The organism is Paenibacillus sp. FSL H7-0357 (assembly GCF_000758525.1).
Lineage (GTDB): Bacteria > Bacillota > Bacilli > Paenibacillales > Paenibacillaceae > Paenibacillus_AQ.
The window spans coordinates 7,446,056-7,463,955 of sequence record NZ_CP009241.1 but is presented as its reverse complement, the minus strand read 5'-3'; the positions used below and the strand labels follow the sequence as shown (position 1 = coordinate 7,463,955).

Here is a 17,900-nt window from a genome sequence, read left to right as displayed (position 1 = left end):
GGCGGTCCAGCCCGGGTAAATCGGGTGGGCCGCCGTTTGCGGTCAACTACTCCTGGGAATGAGCTGCCTCGTCCTTAACTTCCGCGCGGAAGCCCCGGATGCTTTCCTTGCGCCGTTCATTCTTTTCTTCAATCTGGTTCCGTTCTTCACTGCTGATTTCCGAAGCAAACTCGTTTAAGTAGCCTTCGGCTTCTTCAAGGTTCTGCTCTGTATTCTGAATGCTCTGCTGTAAATGCTCTACGTTGTCTGCACGGTTATCCGGTTTTGCCATAGGTTGATCGCCTCCTGTTATTAACGCGCCCCATAGGAACGCTAACCAGTAGGTTGATCGAAAATGGATGATTGTATGCATCATTCTGCCTTATCACAGGCAGGAGAAATCTTCTTAATAAATACCCGCGCCTACCGCATGGTTAATGACATTTAATCATATCCGGTCTGTGAGTGACAAAAATGTCACTCAGATTCATTCTGCTTCTATGGTTGCAAGTCCACATCACGGCTAAGATAAAAAACAGGAAAGGGAGGAGAATGAAATACAAACTGTCATTCAGACCAAAAATCTATCGAAAAATTATGGAACGGCAGCAGTACTTAAGAATATTGATTTGATCATTGAGTCCGGAGAGCTTACAGCGATCATGGGGCCTTCAGGCTCAGGGAAATCGACGCTGATGAATGTATTGTCTACGATTGACCGGTTCACGGGTGGCGAAGTGTGGCTGGAAGGGCAATCCCTGCTGAATCTCAAGAAAAAGTCGCTGAGGCAATTCCGGCAGGAGCGCATGGGATTTATTTTTCAGGATTATAATCTTCTGGATACATTGACGGCCAAAGAAAATATTCTGCTGCCGCTCTCTTTGCGCAAAGTGAAAGTGGAAGAGATGGAACGGCTGCTGCAGCCGATTGTGCAGGCGCTTAATATTGAAGGAGTCCTTCATAAATATCCGAGCGAGATATCAGGCGGACAGAAGCAGCGGGTAGCTTCAGCGCGGGCCATCATTACTAAACCGTCCATTGTTTTTGCAGATGAGCCAACGGGAGCGCTGGATTCACGGTCCGCAACACAACTGCTGGAGCAGCTCGTGGGGCTGAATGAGACGTTCGGCACAACGATTATGATGGTGACTCATGATCCCTATGCGGCCAGCTACTGTAAAAGGGTGATTTTTCTGCGAGACGGGGGAATTGTCAACGAGCTCTACACAGGTGAACAGACGCAAAAAGCATTCTATGACCGGATTCTGGAGACCCAAAGCTTGATGGGGGGCAAGCTGCGATGAGCCTGCTCGATCTTACTGTCCGAAACGTTAAATGCAACTTCCGTCTATATACAATCTATCTGTTCTCAATGATTACCGGCGTTATTATTCAATTCACCTTCTCATCCCTGATGTACAACGAAGATATTATGGATGCGCTGCAGAACCGGGCCAACTTCCAGACGGGTGTGGGCATCGCTTCGCTCGTTGTGTTTTTATTTATCATATTTTTTATTCTTTATGCCAATTCCTTCTTCATGAAGCAGCGCAAAAAAGAGTTCGGCATGTATCTGCTATACGGCCTGAACGAACGGCAAATCACACGGATGGTATTTTATGAAACACTGTTCATGAGCGCGATCTCACTGGTCACAGGGATATTGGCCGGCGGCTTGCTGTCCAAGCTGTTTGGGATGCTGCTGATGAATTTAATGCATTACGATCAAGTGATCTCACTGACATTCCCCATCCAGTCGATTGCCTCTACTGCCGGTGTTTTCTTATTGCTTGCTGTAATTATTAGCATTCAGAGCCACATGATGCTGAGCCGGGTGCAGCTTACGGAATTGTTCCATGCAGTGAAAAAGATGGAGAAGCCCGTGCGCATTTCCACTGCAATGGCTATGATTTCTGTACTTCTGCTGGGCATGGCCTTTGCTCTGATCAGTAGCGGGAAAGGTTCGGTGTTCTGGCAGGACTACGCGACCGTAAGTATGATTGCCGTGGCCATTGGCATTATCGCGGGCACCTTCCTGTTCTTTCGTCAATTTGCCGGCTGGCTGCTACAGGCGGTAAGCCGCCGCAGAAAATATTACGAAGGCAACACGATGCTATGGACCTCTTCCCTGCGCTTTCAGATTAGAGGCAATACGCTGAACTTAACCTTTATTTCCTTGTTCAGTGCGGCGATTATGCTGATGTTGAGCTTCATGACCATTAACTATAAGGTGCAGTTCGAAGCTGCGGGGATAAACCTGCCTAATGATATAGCGTTTGAATCGCTGGCCTCTGAAAAAAACAACCAGATCGACAGCCTGATTCGAAGCTCCGGCCACGAGGTCCGGTACCACCTGACGCAAGAGGCCATAGTGGCTGATCCGGTATCGGACATGGGTTCAGCCTTTGAGAAGCCCGAGTACTATACTCCATCCCTGCTGCTTGTATCCGAGCAAACCTATAACGGGCTGATGAAGAAACGGGACCCCAAGCAGATCCTAGATCTGCAAGGCGATGAAGCGGTAACCCTTGCCCGTGGGTCGGACTTCTCGCAATTCTATGCCGCAAACAAGGAGCCGGAATTTACGGTGAAGACGAATGTGGAAACGACCTTTCGGATTATAGAGAAGAAGGACTATGCCTATCTTGGCTGGTCGTCAGATCCGGTGAAATCCATGCTGATCATACCTGCGGTGCTCGTGATTTCTGACGAGGCCTATCAGAACCTGCGGGAGCATGCGGATAAGAAGTCTTTTGAAATCTACGATATTGCTGCTGCTGACCGGGCTGAAGAACTGTCGAAGCAGGTGCATGCGATCGTCACGGAGACGCCAGGCGCTTATTACTCCGCGTTCGCAGACGTGTACTCCAAGCAAATTGAAGGCTCATCGCTCATGCTGTTCGCCAGTGGCTTTTTGGCCCTGATTGCGATCTTCGCGCTTGCCAGTGTGATTTATTTCAAGCAATTGCGCGAAGCCACGGACGAGCGGCTGCAATATACGATTCTGCGAAAAATGGGCGTGGATGACCGGCAAATGAAAAGCGTGATCCGCAAGCAACTGCTGTTTGTCTTTTTGCCGCCGCTCGCGCTCGGAGTGCTGCATAGCTGGTTTATTATCAAATATTACATCCTGGATTCCGTACAGGCCTTTACTGGACATACGGCAATCGTGTGGGGCATTATGGGCGTATATTTCCTTATTTACGTACTGTTCTACGCTTCTTCCACGAATGTCTATTATAAAACTGTCAACGAAAACCCGTAACTCCTCCAGGGCAATCGCTTACGGACTTAGATTGAATTTGAAATTTGGAGAAGGAAGAGGTATAGCAATTATGAAACAGAACGTATTCATAAAATTTCAAGTTATAATGTTCATACTGGTCCTGGTTGGAGGAACTGTGATGATGACAGTTCGGCCATCGGATACAGCGTATGCAGATCCGGCACTTACTGCCCCGGATACTGCGAAGATCGATGCGTTTGTAAAATCAATGATGGACAGACTGGACATTCCCGGGGTGGCTGTCGGCATCGTCAAAGGAGATCAGCCTGTCTACATGCAAGGATACGGAGTAGCGGGTTCCGACCAGCGTCCGGTAACTCCGCAGACGCCTTTTATTCTGGGATCGATCTCGAAATCCTTTACTGCTCTGGCCATCATGCAACTGGTCCAACAAGGGAAAATTGAACTGGATGATCCGGTGCGGCGGTATTTGCCGCAATTTGAGCTGGCCGACAAGGAAGCCTCCGGCCAAATCACGGTCAGACAACTGCTGAATCAGACGAGCGGTCTCTCTACTCATGATGGGCGGCGTGCGTTTGCCAATAATACTCCGACGATCGACCGGCTCATTGAAGACCTCAAAAACATATCGCTGACCGAACCCGTTGGCTCCAAATTTCAATACTCCAACTTTAACTACGACATATTAGGCGGAATTATTAAGGCTGTCACTGGCATGTCCTATGCCGACTATATTCAGAAACATGTTTATGACCCGCTGGAGATGAAGAACAGCTTCACCTCTAAGACGGAGGCGAAGAAAAAGGGGATGGCATCAGGACATCAGTCTGTGTTTGGTTTTATGATGCCGACAGAACTGCCGTATAATCCGTCCATGCTTGCTTCCGGCTTTCTGATCTCCACCGCTGAGGATATGTCCAATTACTTAATCGCGCAAATCAATAAAGGCCGCTTCGAGGGTAGCGTAGTAGCAAGCGCTGACAGCATCGCCCAAATGCATAAGCCCGCCGTCCCTGACCCTTCGGGCGGGTACTATGGAATGGGGTGGCAGATATCCGATGGCGCTGTCTGGCATAACGGGGCTGTCCAAAATTTCGCTTCCGATATGCTGTTGGATGGAGACACAGGAATTGTGGTGTTGATCAATGCCCATGATTATTTTGTGCGTGGTTCAAAGTTTGGCATGATTGTATCGGGTATCCGCGACATTCTGCATCATAAGGAACCTTCGCTGGAGGGAGCGGACGGCGTCATCAGAACCAACATGATCATTGACCTTGCCGGCGTGGCGGCCATTATTTTACTGGGCTTGTCGGTATACAACCTATTCCGGTGGAATAAAAGATTCCGGCTCAGCCCGCTACGCATCACTCTTTTCATCTTGTGCCTGCTTATTTTTAATCTGGCGGTGCCTGCTGCCGTCTTATATGTCCTGATCCGATCTGCTGCAACTTGGAGTGTCGCCTTTTCGTTTCTGCCGGGGATTGGACATTTGGCCTTTGTACTGAGTATTCTGTCGCTATGCATCGGTGCGGTCAAAATGTTGTTGTTCGTACGCAGCATAGGTTTAAATCGGAAGGGAAGAACCGCCGGCAAAATTCATGGATAACCGGTCTGACGTGTAACTCCTCTATTCAAGTTGTTTTTTTTAGAATGAGACAGCAGCGATTCTTTGGTTATTGGAGGATCGCTGCTCGGCGTTGTTTAAGTAAGTTGTTGCTTATTCAATTAGCAATTCCTCAAGGTTATGAACTTGATTATTCAATCATCGGCTATGCTCCACCAGATTTTTGGTTAAAACAAATACAAAAAACAAAAAGTGTTCTGAACCCGCGGGCGCTGCTTGGAGAGACTGCGGAATCAAAAGATAAAAAGCGGGATCGGGCGTGGAAGTTGCAGAAAAATGAAGTGGCATTCACCCGAAAAAGTGGAATCAGTGAGAGCAGATATCCTATTTCCAACTATCGCTTGCTGGGAAACGGGAAGGGGGGATTTAAGTTCACTGTTTCCACTTGAGTTTGTTATGATTCAAGCACCAAATTAAAAAAATCCTGCACATTGTACAACAAATGCTGACGTTGTTAGCTCCAACCCTCATTTGTTCACTCCAAGACAAGCTGTCTTCTATGCCAGAAAATATACTTATAGTAGAGATCACTTATTGCAGTATTTTCAAATAAGGATCATGGTTCTTCGGGAAGTGGATGGTGAATTCGGTGAAGCTTCCTGCCTCGGATTCGCAGGAAATGTAGTGCCCCAGTTTTTTGGATAGCTCCTGGGCCAAATACAACCCCATTCCTGTTGATTTCGTATACGCGCGTCCATTGGTGCCAGTGAATCCGCGGTTGAACACCCGCGGCAGATCCTTGCGGTCAATCCCGATGCCATTATCACGTACAATAAGCAGTTTCTCATGCTGGGTAACCCGGGTAGCGAAGGATATTTCTCCTTGATCCCTGGTATATTTCAGGCTGTTCGTGATCAGCTGGTTGATAATGAAGGACAGCCATTTGGAGTCGCTTTGCACCATCGTGGATTGTACATCGAGCCGGATTTTGATTTTTTTGAAGATGAACGTCTTGGAGTGGGCTTTGACAGCTTCCTTGATTAGCAGCTCCAAATTGCAGTTCACGATTTCATAGTCCTGGTTGAAGGTGTCGAGCCTGGAATAATATAACGCCTGGTCGACGTAGTGCTCAATCCGTGATAACTCTTCTTCCAGACTGTTGTGATCGATCTCCGTCTGCTGCATCAACCGGAGCACGGCGATGGGCGTCTTCACCTCGTGAAACCAGGTAACGATAAAATCATAATGCTCCTTCTGCTGCATCTGCACTTCGTTCATGGCGCGGATATGCTGAATTTGCAGCTGTTCCATAGCTTCCCGGCAAACCTCGGCCTCCAGTGACAGCGGCTCCGTATCTTCATCGGCTATCCGGCGGAGGGTCTGCACATTCTTCATATAACGGTGAAGCAAAAAAACAGCAAGGCATAAAAGGACCAGCGCGAGCGCATAGAAGAAGGTTTTCCAGCGCCAGGGAATTTGCGGATCGGCAGCAAACACGGTAACCGTCAGAAGAAATGCGGCGCCGTACAGGAAAATATACGGTCTCTCATATTTCAGGAATCGCCAGAAGCTCATTCGATGATATACCCCATTCCCTTGCGGGTGACGATGAAATCCTCCAGCCCCAGCAACGCGATTTTGCGGCGCAGGCGATTTACGTTAACGGTTAGCGTATTGTCGTCAATGAATTGCTCATCGCTCCAAAGCACCTGCATCAAGCTGTCCCGGGATACGATTTTGCCGATATTTCTCATCATGGTCTGCAGAATAATGAATTCATTCCGCGACAGCTCTGCGGTCTGTCCCCCGTACTCGATGGAGGAGTTGGACAGATGAAAAATAAGCTGACGGTGAGCCATCTGCAGGCTCTCATCCTGGTAGGTGTAATTGCGTCGCAATAGCGCACTCACCTTCGCCACAAGCACGCCAAGGTCGAACGGCTTCTGCACAAAGTCATCCGCCCCCATATTAATGGCCATGATGACATCCATATTCTGATTGCGTGAGGACAGGAAAATAATCGGCACCTTGGAGACAGAACGTATTTGCTGGCACCAGTAAAACCCGTCGTACACCGGCAGGTTTACGTCGAGCAGCACCAGGTGAGGCTGACCTGCTGTGAACTCGTCCAATACCTGTTCAAAGGATGATATCTCGATGACCTCATATTTCCATTTGCGAAGTGTGTCGGCTACAATTCTTCTGATCTTCTCGTCGTCTTCCACAAGCATGATTCGAAACAATGTGATTCCTCCAGCTCAAAACATTTAATGCTGGTATTATATCATTTGTTTACACTCCTTGTGTGTCTTTCAGGGCAGCTGCACATAGAACGTAGCCGACTCCCCGACAACACTTTTGGCGTAGATTTTCCCTTTGTGCTGATCCACGATCGACTTCGCGATCGCAAGACCAAGCCCGTACCCGCCTTGCTTGCGTGCCCGGGAAGCATCGGTGCGGTAGAACCGGTCGAAGATCCGCGGGAGATGCTCCGGGGCGATGCCCTCGCCGGTATTGGTAACGGCCAGCACCACATCATTATGCTGTTTGCGCAAGGATAGGCTCACCTCACCTTTCGGGCCGGTATATTTCACAGCGTTGTCCAGCAGAATCATGACCACTTGCTTGATCTGCTCACTGTTGCCCTGAACGGTCAGATGAGGCTCAATATCATACTCCAGAGCAACGTTCTTCTCGAAGATTACAGCTTCCATCGTCAGAATGATATTCTCGACCGCTTCGCTGATATCAAAGGGGGTATGGATCATGCCCGTCCGCGAATCATCTATTTCCGTTAAATAGAGCAAGTCATTCGTCAGCTTGGCCATCCGCTCTGTTTCCGACTTGATATAGTGCAGCCACTTCGACTGCTGGTCAATCGTGTCCTCCCCATTGGAGAGCAGCACATCGGTATTGGTACTAATGATGGCGAGCGGTGTCTTCAGCTCATGGGAGGCATCGGCGATGAACTGTTTCTGCTTATCAAAGGCTTCTTTGACCGGCTGGATTGAGCGGTTGGCAAAATACCGGCTGGTGAAATAGAGAATAATCAGCATGACCACGCCTACGATAGTAAAAGTATAGTTGAGATTGGTCAGAATCTCCTGCCGGGCGGTGATGTCGAGGAAGACCAGCATATGCCCGTCAGTGGTTGGCTGAATCTCAAAGGTCCAGTCGCTGCCGTCGAGGGTGAAGCGCCCGGTATTTTTGCCTGTGGATACCGCTTCCTGCAGCGCCTGCTGATAGAACTCGTCTTCCATGGTGAATTGTGATTTTGGCGTCCCTGTTTGGTTCCACTGATCATCCGTTTCAATCATGAAGGACACGGAACGTTCCGGCGGGGGATTTCCGCCGCCCATGCTGCCCATGCCCCCGCCATCCGGCAGCGGCATTCCGGTGACAGTGCCGTTATCCCGCGGCCCGTCAGAATTGTTGCCCTTCCGTTTCTGGTACAACTCTACACTCCGGTGCAGCTCCATTTCATTCTTAGCCTGCACATCCAGGTAGGAAATGATGTAGATGGCGGCGAAGGCGGCAAGCATCATCACGGAGATAGTGACCAGATTGACGATCAGGAACCGGTTTCTGAGCTTTTTGAACATCAGGTATTCACCTCTAATACATAGCCGACGTTCCGGATTGTGCTGATGCGTATAGCCGAACCCAGGAACGTGAGCTTTTTGCGCAGAAAAGAGATATAGACCTCCACATTGTTATGCTCCGCCTCGGAATCGAATCCCCACAGCTTCTCAATAATCTGCTCCTTGGAGGTTACGGATTGTTTCCGTATGATCAGCAGCTCCAGCAGCTCGCTTTCCTTGAGGTTCAGCTTCATTTCCTTGCCGTTCACCGTAAGCCGCAGATTGGTCGTATTCAGCTCCAAATCCCCGAACTTCAGCGCATCATCCGGCAGAACCTCGCCTTTGCGCCGCAGCACCGCCCGTATCCGGGCCAGCAATTCCTCTGATGAAAAAGGTTTGGCGATGTAGTCATCAGCCCCATAATCGAGCCCAGTTACCATATCTGTAATTTCGCCTTTGGCGGTCAGAAAAATGACAGGTGTAGCCACTTCCTTATTCCGGAGGGCCCTCAGCACACTGATTCCATCTATCTCCGGCATCATGATGTCGAGCAGCAGCAAATCATAGATCCCGCTTAATGCGTAATCAAGTCCCGATCTGCCGTCATGCACGGCGTCTACCGAATAATTATGTTTCTTCAAGATTTGCGTGACGGCTTCCGCCAGATGCACCTCGTCTTCTACTATTAATATTCTCATAGGGTTAAACATCCTCTGCATAAATTGTGTGCTTGCTGCTTACGCCATTATAACAAGATTACCTTTAGCGAACCTTAATGGAATCTCTTTCTTCATATATAGCAAGCGCCGCTATGTGCCCTTTTGTTAGGCCTGTGTAAAAAAATTAAACCTGTGTAAAACCATTTAAGCTTCACTAAAGGTTCGGGGACTAAGATACATTCATAAGCAAGCGGGACACACGAAATACTCGAATAAGAAAGGATCTGAACCCCATGGCGATCGAAGTTTTTAACCGATATGAGAACAAGTATTTGTTCGACAATGAAGCCTACCTCCACCTTTACAATGAATTGCTTCAATATATGGAGCCTGACGATTACAACAAGCAGCATGAATATTACTCCATCACCAATCTGTATTATGACACGGCGCACCATACGCTGATCCGCAACAGCCTGGCTAAACCGAAATACAAGGAGAAGCTTAGGTTAAGAGCTTACGGGATACCCAATGGAGAGACGAAGGTGTATCTGGAGATTAAGAAAAAGGTGTTCGGCCTGGTCAACAAAAGAAGAACTTCGCTGACACTGCACGAGGCATATGATTTTGTCCGCACAGGAGTTGAACCGGAATACAAGGATTATATGAACAAGCAGGTTATTGAGGAAATCAAATACTTCCTGACACGATATGATCTGCAGCCTATGGTGTATCTGTCCTATGACCGCAAAGCGATGTTCTGCAAAAATAACCGCGATCTCCGCATCACGTTCGATACGAATATCCGCAGCCGGCGGTACGATCTCAAGATGGAGCATGGCACTCACGGCGAACCGCTGATGGAACCGGGTCAATGTCTGATGGAAGTGAAGGCGGAAAAAACGATCCCGGTCTGGCTCTCCAAAATGCTCTCTGAGCACCAAATGTACCGCACGAGCTTCTCCAAATACGGCAATGAATATAAAAAAATGCTGAGAAACAGTAAAACAGAAAGTGAGAGTGTCCTGTATGCTTGATAACCTCTTTTCGGCGGCTCTGACGAGTACAGAATTAACGTTCACAAACGCTATTCTAACCATCCTGACCGCTATCGCCCTGGGCGCGATTATTAGTCTGACCTATATGAAAACAAGCCCGACGGGATATTCGCAAAGCTTTACACTCACGATGGTGCTGCTGCCGGTCATTGTGGCCATCATCATCCTGCTGATCGGCAGCAATGTCGCCAGAGCCTTCAGCTTGGCCGGGGCGTTCTCGATCATCCGCTTCCGAAGTGCGCCGGGTGATCCTAAGGATATCACCTTTGTCCTGTTCACCATGGCCTCCGGCCTTGCCTGCGGCGTAGGCGCATTCGGTTACGCTGCACTATTTACCATTATTCTCTGCATTATTATGTTTATCCTGAACCGCACAGGTTTTGGTGTGAGAAAAACAATGCAAAAAACGCTGAAAGTGACCATTCCCGAGAACCTGGGTTACGAGGAGGCTTTCGCAGAGGTTTTTGCCAAATTCAATGTCGCTTATGAACTGAAAAAGATCCGCACCACTGAGCTTGGCAGCTTATATGAACTGGTCTACGCCGTGACGATTGATGAGCACACGAGCCAGAAGGAACTGCTGGATGCGATCCGCTGCCGCAACGGCAACCTGGATCTGTCACTGACGATGAGCCCGACTCTCACAGAATACTAGAAGAATGAAGGGATTGATTGATATGAATAAATTTATCATGGGAAGTAAAGTAGGGCTGGTGCTGTTGCTCGCTGCTGTAATGTCAGCTTGCGGCGCAGCCAGTTCCGCAACACAATCGGCCTCGACCACTGCAACAACAGCAGCCGTAACGACGGCATCCGCGCAGAGCACAACGGCTTCCAGTGTACAGCTGGCAAGTGTCAAGGCAGCGGATCTGGTTACCTTTGACGAAGAAGATACCGCTATAGCATGGAGCGCGGACAGCTCCACCGCGATAGCGCTGAATGAAACGGGCGCAACCGTTAGCGGTTCCGGCGCAGCAGCCTCCGGGGGAGTAGTAACGATTACAGCGGCAGGTACTTATGTTGTCAGCGGAACGCTGAATGAAGGGCAGATCATTATTGATGTTCAGGATAAAGGAAGTGTTCATCTGGTGCTGAACGGCGCTACGCTTCACAACAGCAGCAGCGCACCGGTCTACATTAAGGAAGCAGGCAAGGTCATTATGACCCTGCAGGAAGGTACGGACAACAAGATTACCGACGGCATCACCTATATCTTGGCTGATGATACTACCGATGAGCCAAGTGCGGCTATCTTCAGCAAGGCAGACCTGACGATTAACGGAACAGGCAAGCTGTCGGTTACCGCCAGCTACAAGGACGGAATCACCAGCAAGGATGACCTGAAGATTGTGTCGGGCACGATTGAAGTGCAGGCAGCCGATGACGGGATTGTCGGCAAAGATCTGATCGCTATTCAAGACGGCACAATGACTATCAATGCCGAGGGAGACGGGATCAAATCGACCAACGATGAGGATGCTGACAAAGGATTCATTGCCATTACGGCCGGAACGTTTGATATTGTGGCCGGCAACGACGGAATCCAGGCCGAGACAACGCTGGTTGCTGATGGAGGGACATTTAACCTTCTGACCGGCGGCGGCAATGCTAACGCCGAAGTGAAGACGGGCGACCAAGGAGGAGGCATGGGAATGGGCGGCGGCCGGGGTATGAGAGGTACTCAGGCTCCTGCAGACGGTACGGGTTCGGGTCAGGCACCGGCAGATCAGGCAGCCGAACCTGCCGCAACCGCTGGAACCGCTGCGACGACTGCAACGAGTGACACGACAGCAGCATCTGCTGATACGGCAACTGCAACAGAAACCGAATCCACGAGCGCTAAAGGGCTGAAAGCCGGAGGAGATCTTACGGTGAACGGCGGAAGCTTCACGATTGATTCCGCCGATGATGCGGTGCACAGCAACAGCAATGTCTCCATCACAGATGGAGAACTCCAGATTGCTGCAGGCGATGACGGTATTCATGCGGATAGCCTGACAAGCCTGTCGGGTGGAACGGTTAATATTACAAAGAGCTATGAAGGAATTGAAGGTGCGAATATCACCATTTCAGGCGGTGAGATTGATGTGACTGCGTCCGATGACGGTGTGAATGTTGCCGGAGGCAATGATGATAATTCTGCAGAAGGAACACAGAGACAGGACCAGTTCACCAGCTCCGGCAACAACCTGCTCACGATTAGCGGAGGCACATTAACCGTTGATGCTGCAGGGGACGGATTGGATTCGAACGGATCGGTCGTGATGACGGGCGGTACTGTGATCACCAATGGTCCAACTGCTGATGGCAATGGCACTTTGGATTATGACGGAACCTTCGAGATCACTGGCGGATATCTGGTAGTAGCGGGAAGTGCGGGTATGCTTCAGGCTCCAAGTGATGCATCCAGCCAATACTCGATCGCCATGACGTTCACGGATTCGCAGGAGGCTGGACAACTGGTTCATCTGCAGGACAGCGACGGCAATACGATTGCTACGTTCGCTCCATCGAAGAGCTACAGATCAGTAGTCATCAGCTCGCCGGATCTTAAAGAAGGCGGGTCGTATACCCTCTCCACCGGCGGAAGCTCGACAGGTACGGCAGTGGATGGCCTGTACAACGACGGCGCTTATAGCGGTGGTACCGAAGTGGTATCCTTCGACATCTCCAGCAGCGTAACCTGGTTGAATGAATCCGGAGTAACCACTGCCACGAGCGGTATGGGCGGCGGCATGGGTGGCGGCCGAGGCGGCGGCGGAACGAGACCTGAAGGCGGATTTGGCGGCGGAGGTAGTCCACCGACCGGAGCTGAGGGCGAAGTTCAGCAGTAAAAGAAGGTAGTACAATGCAGAAAGCAGCACGTCTCCGGTCAGCGGGGGCGTGCTGCTTGCTGTTTCTCCTACATGAAATCGAAGAAATAACGGATGACATGGAAGAAGACCGGCGAGGTGTAAGTCAGGCTGTCGACCCGGCTTAAATAGCTTTTTTTGAGCGCGTCGAACTTGTCATCATCTCCGATCAGCAAATCCCGTTTCAGCACGGAAACCGTTAAGCTGCCGAAGTAACCGCTGAGACTGATCAGCATGCCGGACAAAAGTCCGAAGGTCGGGTTAAGCGGCGTCAGGTAGGGATAGATCAGATAGGATACCCCTGTTGTTACCACAAATGCGCAGATGAACCCTTCCCAGGTCAGGTTGGGGTTGGCGGTCGGAACCACCTTATGTTTGCCGAAATAGATCGAGGCCAGATAATGAATGACATCATTGAGCTGGGTTAATACGACCAGGAACAGGACGAGTCCGGCTCCGTATTCCGGGGTGGCAAATTGAAAGTAGGCCAGATGGCTAAGCCCGAACACCATCAGCATAAGTCCCCATTGGGTGGAGCTGACGCTGCGCAGAAAGCCGAGCGTGCCTTTGTTGATCAGCCGCGGGAGCGGCAGGAGCAGAAATACATACACGGGAATGAAGACGATAAACATCCCGTACCACTCAATATAAATCCAATAGAACTGCAAAGGAATCGCCAGGTACGCCCAGAGGAACAGCCGGCGGTCGGCTTTTCGGGTCCGGATCATCGAGAAATATTCCTTTAGGGCGAAGAAAGTGAGCGCCATCAGCGACAGCAGCGAGACAACCGGATTGAACAAGGTGGCCAGGCAAAAGATAAGGAGCATGCCCCACCAGGTTTTGATGCGAAAGCCGATGCCGGTATAGTCCTTGTTCTTTTGGAGTCTGCTCACTACAACATAAATTAAATGGATGGCCGAAAGGGCAGCGAAAATTAGCACTAATGTTAATAAGGAGCGGTCTATAGCTATCACCAACTTGTCGCAGGGTAGGATTCCATTAAAGGAATCATATGTTATTATGAAGGAAACTTCCAAACTTGATAAGGGGAAATTTTGTAAATGACAGGTAATCAATCGGTCTTTATCCTGCTTACGAATACCGGCACGTTATTTACGAAGCTCATTCAAGGCTACACGAAAGCGCCGTATAATCACGCCTCGATCGCTTTTGACCGCGGGCTTTCGGAAATGTACAGCTTCGGGAGAAAGCATCCAAGCAATCCTCTGAACGGCGGATTTGTGAAGGAGGATGTTCAGACAGGCACATTCAGCAAATATCCGAATACAACATGCGTCATCTACGAGCTTCAGGTCACGGACCGCGAGGTGGAGAAAATGAAACGTGTGCTGCACATCTTTATCCGCAGCCAGCAGAAGTATCTATATAACATCCTCGGTGTTATCGGTATCGCACTGAAGGAGCCGGTCGAATTCAGCAACTCTTATTTTTGCTCACAATTTGTTGCGGAAATTCTGGACCGTTCCGGCATCAAGCTATGGAACAAGCTGCCAGCGCTCGTTACGCCCGATGATTTTCGGCAGAGCGACCGGCTGCAGTTGATTTACGAAGGGAAATTAAACCAGTATAAGCCTGGAGTATGAGGAGGGGATAGGGTATTCCCCTGGGAGTGCCCGCTACTCCTCTTCAGGCACGATTACCTGAACATAACGGGGAAGGGTGCTTAACCGGATCGGCAGAGCCGGGCCCTCTTCGCCATCCACATTGGTCCGGACGGGGGCGGGTGAGCTTACGGTGACATGGCTGGCCGTGAAATAAATGACATCCTTATGATCCTTCAGGTTGCCCAGCAGCAAAGAGATGCTGACTGTAAGCGTATTGAAGATATTGAGGTCTTTGATGATAAAGCAGTGAAGCAGGCCATCGTCAACTTGCGCACCCGGCGCAAGCTTTTCGAATCCGCCTACAGAGTTGGTAAGAGCGGCGACGAACAGCGGAGATTCGCCTTCCCATATCCCGCCATCATACTGGATGGTCAAGGAATGAGCCGGGTTGCCGCTTCCGGCAAGCTCTTTGAAGCCTTCCTTGAAATAGGCAAAGGCTCCCAGCCTCGATTTATCATCTGACGATACGCCTGACAGCGTTTCGGCGAGTGAACCGGCGGCGACGACGTTTCCGAATAACCGGTCATTTAGGCGGCCGGCATCGACTGGTTGAATCCTTGAGGATGTGAGTGCAGCGATGGCCTGTCCGGGATCCAGGGGAACCTGCAAAGCGCGGGCAAAATCATTGACCGTTCCAAGCGGAACTATACCCAGCCGCGGGCGGTGCTCCTGATCAATCAGCCCGTTAATGACTTCATGGAGCGTGCCGTCGCCGCCGATGGAAACGACCAGCTCATAACCTTCCCGGCATGCAGTAATGCAGAAGCGGGTGGCGTCGCCTTCTTTTGCCGTCTCATTGACCGTAACCATGTATCCGTTATTCTGTAGAATCTCTTCTGCCTGACTAATATATTCGAGCGCGTCCTCCTTGCCGGAGGAGGGATTAATGATAATCATAGCCTGCTGCATGCACAACATCCTTTCTGTCCAGCTGATATAGGATTCGTTGCATACCTTTACCCGAAAATACCGGCTTTGATCCTACGCTCAAATCATTTATTTCCGCATGGCTACAGCAGCTTGGAGTTAAGCCAGGGAATCAGGATGGGCAGGACGTGTGACGCCTGCATGGCCCCGGTATGGTCGAGCTCTGGCAGCACCAAGACCTTCCAGCCCAGCGCTTCGAGCTCTTCGCGCTGCCGGAGAAAAGGCCCGGCGATGTCGACCCTCACACCTCCCCAGCGTTCATCATAATCAATAGTATCGGCAGCCCCGGCAAAACACATCCGGGGACAGTTGAGCGCGGTTTGCGCGGCATGGTCATCGAATGGCTGCAGCGCCTCATACAACGTGACGAACTGCCGCGTCTGTGCTTCGTTCAGGGTGACTTCCACTGTGTACCAGTCGAAGTCGTCCCTGGTTTCACTCTGGCTGTCCGGCGAAGGGGCCGGATGTTGATGTGAGGCTTGAGACAGCTCATGCGCAGCCATCGTTACCCGGAGCATCTCCTTGTAGGGTCCGCCGATGGGAGGGAATCCTCCCATGACAAGCGCGGTAATGCGGTCTGTACGAAGAGCCAGCTGCAGTCCGCTAAGCGCCAGCCAAGAGTAGCCGTAATAGGCGAATTGGGGCGCTTGCGCAGCATCGGCAATGGACAGAAAGTCCTTGGCAATGTTGGCGGGTGTCAGCGTATCCGGCTTCGGCTTGCTCTGGACATGCCCTTCATAGTCAAAGGCAATAACCCGGTATTTACCGCTGAGCGCGTCGATCAGTGAACGTCCCAGTGCCGGATCAGCCCCCCATTTGAGCATTTCCGCTGCCTGGGGACCTATAACAGGATACGGATTAACCGGCAGCAGCAGGTTCGGTCCGTCGCCCGTAATTATGACCTCGATTTCACTTCCATCATGCAATTTTGCTGTAAGCATGATCAGCCCTCCATTTCCGCTATTTGTTACTGCATAATCTATTACACCAACCAATATACAACATTGATGCAAGAGAGAAGCTTTAGCTGAAGGACCCTTGCCCCCAGAGGTTAAATTATTCCCGAAGGCTATCAGAGCACTTTAAGGTTATGATTGAAGGTTTGCCATCACGGGGCAGTTTTGCTACTGTTACAATCATCAGGTATGCAGAGAGGTGAACGGCAGATGGTTATATACAAACCGGCTGAAATCGCCAAGGCGCTTGGCATCAGCACCAGTGCATTAAGACATTACGAGGCTTGGGGCGTGGTTCCGCCACCGGAACGGGCTCCTAACGGATACCGGTTGTACACCGGGCTGCATATGGCGTATTTCCGTTGTCTTCGGTCCATGGTTCCCGGCTTTGGCTACCCGCTGACCTATGAGGTGCTTCGGCATATTCAGAAAGGGGAGCTGGACACTGCCTTATGGCTGGTAAGCGCCGAGCAGGCCCGTTTGCAGGAAGAGAAAGTCACCGCGGGCAGAACGCTTGCTTTGCTGCAGGACCCCGGACTCCATCCGGTTATGGGCAAAGGAATGAAGCATAAGATGAGCATCGGAGAAGTGGCGGCTATCACGAATGTGCAGACCTCCGCCATCCGGCACTGGGAGAAGGAAGGGCTGCTGTCCCCGGAGAGAAATCCGGAGAACGGCTACCGCCTGTACACTCCGGTACACGCAAGGCAAATCATGCTGATTCGAACGCTTAGAACCACGGTGTATTATTTGGATAAGATGAAAGAGCTGGTGCAAGCCCTGGAGCAGAACAGTGTGGAGAAGCTGAAGGAGGTTACAGTGGAAGCAATGGTCAAAATTGACCGGCGCAACCGTCAGCAATTTAACGGAGTGCATAAACTGGTGGAGTTATGTGTAGAGGCCGGATTCATGGACGGGAGCGAGGTTTCGCTTACACTGAACAGGCCAACTTACACTAAAGATCATTAAGGAATAATAAATAGAAGCGCCGAAGCCCCAAAGGGTGTCTCTGACGCTTCTTTGTGCTTTGTTGTGGAGGGCACAGATTTATAATTCCCTGCTGCGTCTCTGATGGGAATCAGCATAGGCGGTGCGGCGGTAACCGGGATGGACGCCGGACAGATCCTCGATGGCATCTACCGCTTGTGCAGCAAGGCCGGACGGGTGTAATTCATTATCAGGAAGAGCGCCTGATGAATTCGTCTCTTTCATGTTCGTAGTCCCTCCTCGTATCATTTCACGGTCTAATCAGCCTCTCAATTATTACCACATTATTTTTTTTCTTAAACCCGGAGCAGCTTATCAAGCATGATGTCTTTCATTCTTTTACACATGACTGGGATCGGTAGAGCTGAATAATTAAAAAAAAACTAATGAAAATTCGATATATTAAAAGTAAGGATGAATAAAGCTTGGGAGCAGTATTTGCATTGAGCCCGGGTTCAGCAA

18 protein-coding genes are annotated in these 17,900 nt (G+C 50.3%); 9 read left to right on the top strand and 9 right to left on the bottom strand.

All coding sequences use genetic code 11. The features are described 5' to 3' along the window. Positions 1-46 precede the first annotated feature (46 nt). On the bottom strand, positions 47-271 hold the full coding sequence (tlp, locus tag H70357_RS32965; RefSeq protein WP_038597959.1) for a small acid-soluble spore protein Tlp: 225 nt from the start codon (positions 269-271) through the stop codon (positions 47-49). Between the two features lie 265 nt (positions 272-536). Between tlp and H70357_RS32960 the strand changes: the two genes are divergently transcribed. From H70357_RS32960 to H70357_RS32945, 4 genes are all read left to right on the top strand, one after another. Next, positions 537-1,283, top strand: a complete 747-nt coding sequence (locus H70357_RS32960) for an ABC transporter ATP-binding protein (RefSeq protein ID WP_038597957.1) — start codon at positions 537-539, stop codon at positions 1,281-1,283. After that, on the top strand, positions 1,280-3,244 hold the full coding sequence (locus H70357_RS32955) for an ABC transporter permease (protein ID WP_038597955.1): 1,965 nt from the start codon (positions 1,280-1,282) through the stop codon (positions 3,242-3,244). Before H70357_RS32960 ends, H70357_RS32955 begins: the two co-directional genes overlap by 4 nt. Positions 3,245-3,383: 139 nt before the next feature. Beyond that, a complete protein-coding gene (locus tag H70357_RS32950) occupies positions 3,384-4,835 on the top strand; it encodes a serine hydrolase domain-containing protein (protein ID WP_197073638.1) in 1,452 nt (483 codons plus the stop codon). Positions 4,836-4,879: 44 nt separating this feature from the next. After that, positions 4,880-5,242, top strand: coding sequence for a hypothetical protein (locus tag H70357_RS32945; protein WP_081966053.1), 363 nt, complete (start codon positions 4,880-4,882; stop codon positions 5,240-5,242). 142 nt (positions 5,243-5,384) lie between these two features. Here H70357_RS32945 and H70357_RS32940 read toward each other — a convergent pair whose 3' ends face one another. The 4 genes from H70357_RS32940 to H70357_RS32925 all read right to left on the bottom strand — a co-directional run bounded on the left by H70357_RS32940 (position 5,385) and on the right by H70357_RS32925 (position 9,072). Further along, the gene (locus H70357_RS32940) at positions 5,385-6,368 is read right to left on the bottom strand and encodes a sensor histidine kinase (protein WP_038597949.1); all 984 of its coding nucleotides are present in this window, start codon (positions 6,366-6,368) and stop codon (positions 5,385-5,387) included. Further along, positions 6,365-7,036: a response regulator transcription factor gene (locus tag H70357_RS32935; RefSeq protein ID WP_038597947.1), complete on the bottom strand. Its 672-nt coding sequence runs from the start codon at positions 7,034-7,036 to the stop codon at positions 6,365-6,367. The genes H70357_RS32940 and H70357_RS32935 overlap by 4 nt, the downstream gene beginning before the upstream one ends. A gap of 69 nt (positions 7,037-7,105) precedes the next feature. Next, positions 7,106-8,395, bottom strand: coding sequence for a sensor histidine kinase (locus tag H70357_RS32930; protein ID WP_038597945.1), 1,290 nt, complete (start codon positions 8,393-8,395; stop codon positions 7,106-7,108). Beyond that, positions 8,395-9,072, bottom strand: a complete 678-nt coding sequence (locus H70357_RS32925; RefSeq protein ID WP_038597943.1) for a response regulator transcription factor — start codon at positions 9,070-9,072, stop codon at positions 8,395-8,397. The genes H70357_RS32930 and H70357_RS32925 overlap by 1 nt, the downstream gene beginning before the upstream one ends. A 254-nt stretch (positions 9,073-9,326) precedes the next feature. On the opposite strand from H70357_RS32925, the gene H70357_RS32920 reads away from it, so the two are divergent. From H70357_RS32920 to H70357_RS32910, 3 genes are read left to right on the top strand one after another with little or no spacing between them, the layout of a single operon-like run. Then, the gene (locus H70357_RS32920) at positions 9,327-10,070 is read left to right on the top strand and encodes a polyphosphate polymerase domain-containing protein (RefSeq protein WP_038597941.1); all 744 of its coding nucleotides are present in this window, start codon (positions 9,327-9,329) and stop codon (positions 10,068-10,070) included. Continuing rightward, on the top strand, positions 10,063-10,746 hold the full coding sequence (locus H70357_RS32915; protein WP_038597940.1) for a DUF4956 domain-containing protein: 684 nt from the start codon (positions 10,063-10,065) through the stop codon (positions 10,744-10,746). The genes H70357_RS32920 and H70357_RS32915 overlap by 8 nt, the downstream gene beginning before the upstream one ends. A gap of 22 nt (positions 10,747-10,768) precedes the next feature. Beyond that, positions 10,769-12,925 (top strand): carbohydrate-binding domain-containing protein, encoded by a 2,157-nt coding sequence (locus tag H70357_RS32910; RefSeq protein ID WP_038601133.1) that lies wholly within the window; start codon positions 10,769-10,771, stop codon positions 12,923-12,925. 68 nt (positions 12,926-12,993) lie between these two features. Here the strand turns inward: H70357_RS32910 and H70357_RS32905 are convergent, their stop codons facing one another. Beyond that, a complete protein-coding gene (locus tag H70357_RS32905; RefSeq protein ID WP_038601130.1) occupies positions 12,994-13,908 on the bottom strand; it encodes a phosphatidate cytidylyltransferase in 915 nt (304 codons plus the stop codon). A 96-nt stretch (positions 13,909-14,004) separates the two neighbouring features. On the opposite strand from H70357_RS32905, the gene H70357_RS32900 reads away from it, so the two are divergent. Then, on the top strand, positions 14,005-14,547 hold the full coding sequence (locus H70357_RS32900; RefSeq protein ID WP_038597939.1) for a hypothetical protein: 543 nt from the start codon (positions 14,005-14,007) through the stop codon (positions 14,545-14,547). 33 nt (positions 14,548-14,580) lie between these two features. Here H70357_RS32900 and H70357_RS32895 read toward each other — a convergent pair whose 3' ends face one another. Further along, on the bottom strand, positions 14,581-15,477 hold the full coding sequence (locus H70357_RS32895) for a diacylglycerol/lipid kinase family protein (protein ID WP_038597938.1): 897 nt from the start codon (positions 15,475-15,477) through the stop codon (positions 14,581-14,583). 101 nt (positions 15,478-15,578) lie between these two features. Continuing rightward, entirely contained in the window at positions 15,579-16,436 is an 858-nt protein-coding gene (locus H70357_RS32890; RefSeq protein ID WP_038597937.1) for an alpha/beta fold hydrolase, read from the bottom strand. Between the two features lie 225 nt (positions 16,437-16,661). Here H70357_RS32890 and H70357_RS32885 point away from each other — a divergent pair, with 225 nt between their 5' ends. Beyond that, the gene (locus H70357_RS32885; protein WP_038597935.1) at positions 16,662-17,420 is read left to right on the top strand and encodes a MerR family transcriptional regulator; all 759 of its coding nucleotides are present in this window, start codon (positions 16,662-16,664) and stop codon (positions 17,418-17,420) included. A gap of 78 nt (positions 17,421-17,498) precedes the next feature. Here the strand turns inward: H70357_RS32885 and H70357_RS36175 are convergent, their stop codons facing one another. Beyond that, entirely contained in the window at positions 17,499-17,663 is a 165-nt protein-coding gene (locus H70357_RS36175; RefSeq protein WP_156130977.1) for a hypothetical protein, read from the bottom strand. Positions 17,664-17,900 lie beyond the last annotated feature (237 nt).

What these genes read in the sequence shown, in the direction of transcription:
- H70357_RS32915 (WP_038597940.1), top strand. Translation starts at nt 10,063, where the DNA reads ATGCTTGATAACCTCTTTTCGGCGGCTCTGACGAGTACAGAATTAACG.
- H70357_RS32925 (WP_038597943.1), bottom strand. Translation starts at nt 9,072, where the DNA reads ATGAGAATATTAATAGTAGAAGACGAGGTGCATCTGGCGGAAGCCGTC.
- H70357_RS32945 (WP_081966053.1), top strand. Translation starts at nt 4,880, where the DNA reads ATGAGACAGCAGCGATTCTTTGGTTATTGGAGGATCGCTGCTCGGCGT.
- H70357_RS32950 (WP_197073638.1), top strand. Translation starts at nt 3,384, where the DNA reads ATGATGACAGTTCGGCCATCGGATACAGCGTATGCAGATCCGGCACTT.
- H70357_RS32890 (WP_038597937.1), bottom strand. Translation starts at nt 16,436, where the DNA reads ATGCTTACAGCAAAATTGCATGATGGAAGTGAAATCGAGGTCATAATT.
- tlp (WP_038597959.1), bottom strand. Translation starts at nt 271, where the DNA reads ATGGCAAAACCGGATAACCGTGCAGACAACGTAGAGCATTTACAGCAG.
- H70357_RS32900 (WP_038597939.1), top strand. Translation starts at nt 14,005, where the DNA reads ATGACAGGTAATCAATCGGTCTTTATCCTGCTTACGAATACCGGCACG.
- H70357_RS36175 (WP_156130977.1), bottom strand. Translation starts at nt 17,663, where the DNA reads ATGAAAGAGACGAATTCATCAGGCGCTCTTCCTGATAATGAATTACAC.
- H70357_RS32895 (WP_038597938.1), bottom strand. Translation starts at nt 15,477, where the DNA reads ATGCAGCAGGCTATGATTATCATTAATCCCTCCTCCGGCAAGGAGGAC.
- H70357_RS32955 (WP_038597955.1), top strand. Translation starts at nt 1,280, where the DNA reads ATGAGCCTGCTCGATCTTACTGTCCGAAACGTTAAATGCAACTTCCGT.
- H70357_RS32885 (WP_038597935.1), top strand. Translation starts at nt 16,662, where the DNA reads ATGGTTATATACAAACCGGCTGAAATCGCCAAGGCGCTTGGCATCAGC.
- H70357_RS32940 (WP_038597949.1), bottom strand. Translation starts at nt 6,368, where the DNA reads ATGAGCTTCTGGCGATTCCTGAAATATGAGAGACCGTATATTTTCCTG.
- H70357_RS32910 (WP_038601133.1), top strand. Translation starts at nt 10,769, where the DNA reads ATGAATAAATTTATCATGGGAAGTAAAGTAGGGCTGGTGCTGTTGCTC.
- H70357_RS32920 (WP_038597941.1), top strand. Translation starts at nt 9,327, where the DNA reads ATGGCGATCGAAGTTTTTAACCGATATGAGAACAAGTATTTGTTCGAC.
- H70357_RS32930 (WP_038597945.1), bottom strand. Translation starts at nt 8,395, where the DNA reads ATGTTCAAAAAGCTCAGAAACCGGTTCCTGATCGTCAATCTGGTCACT.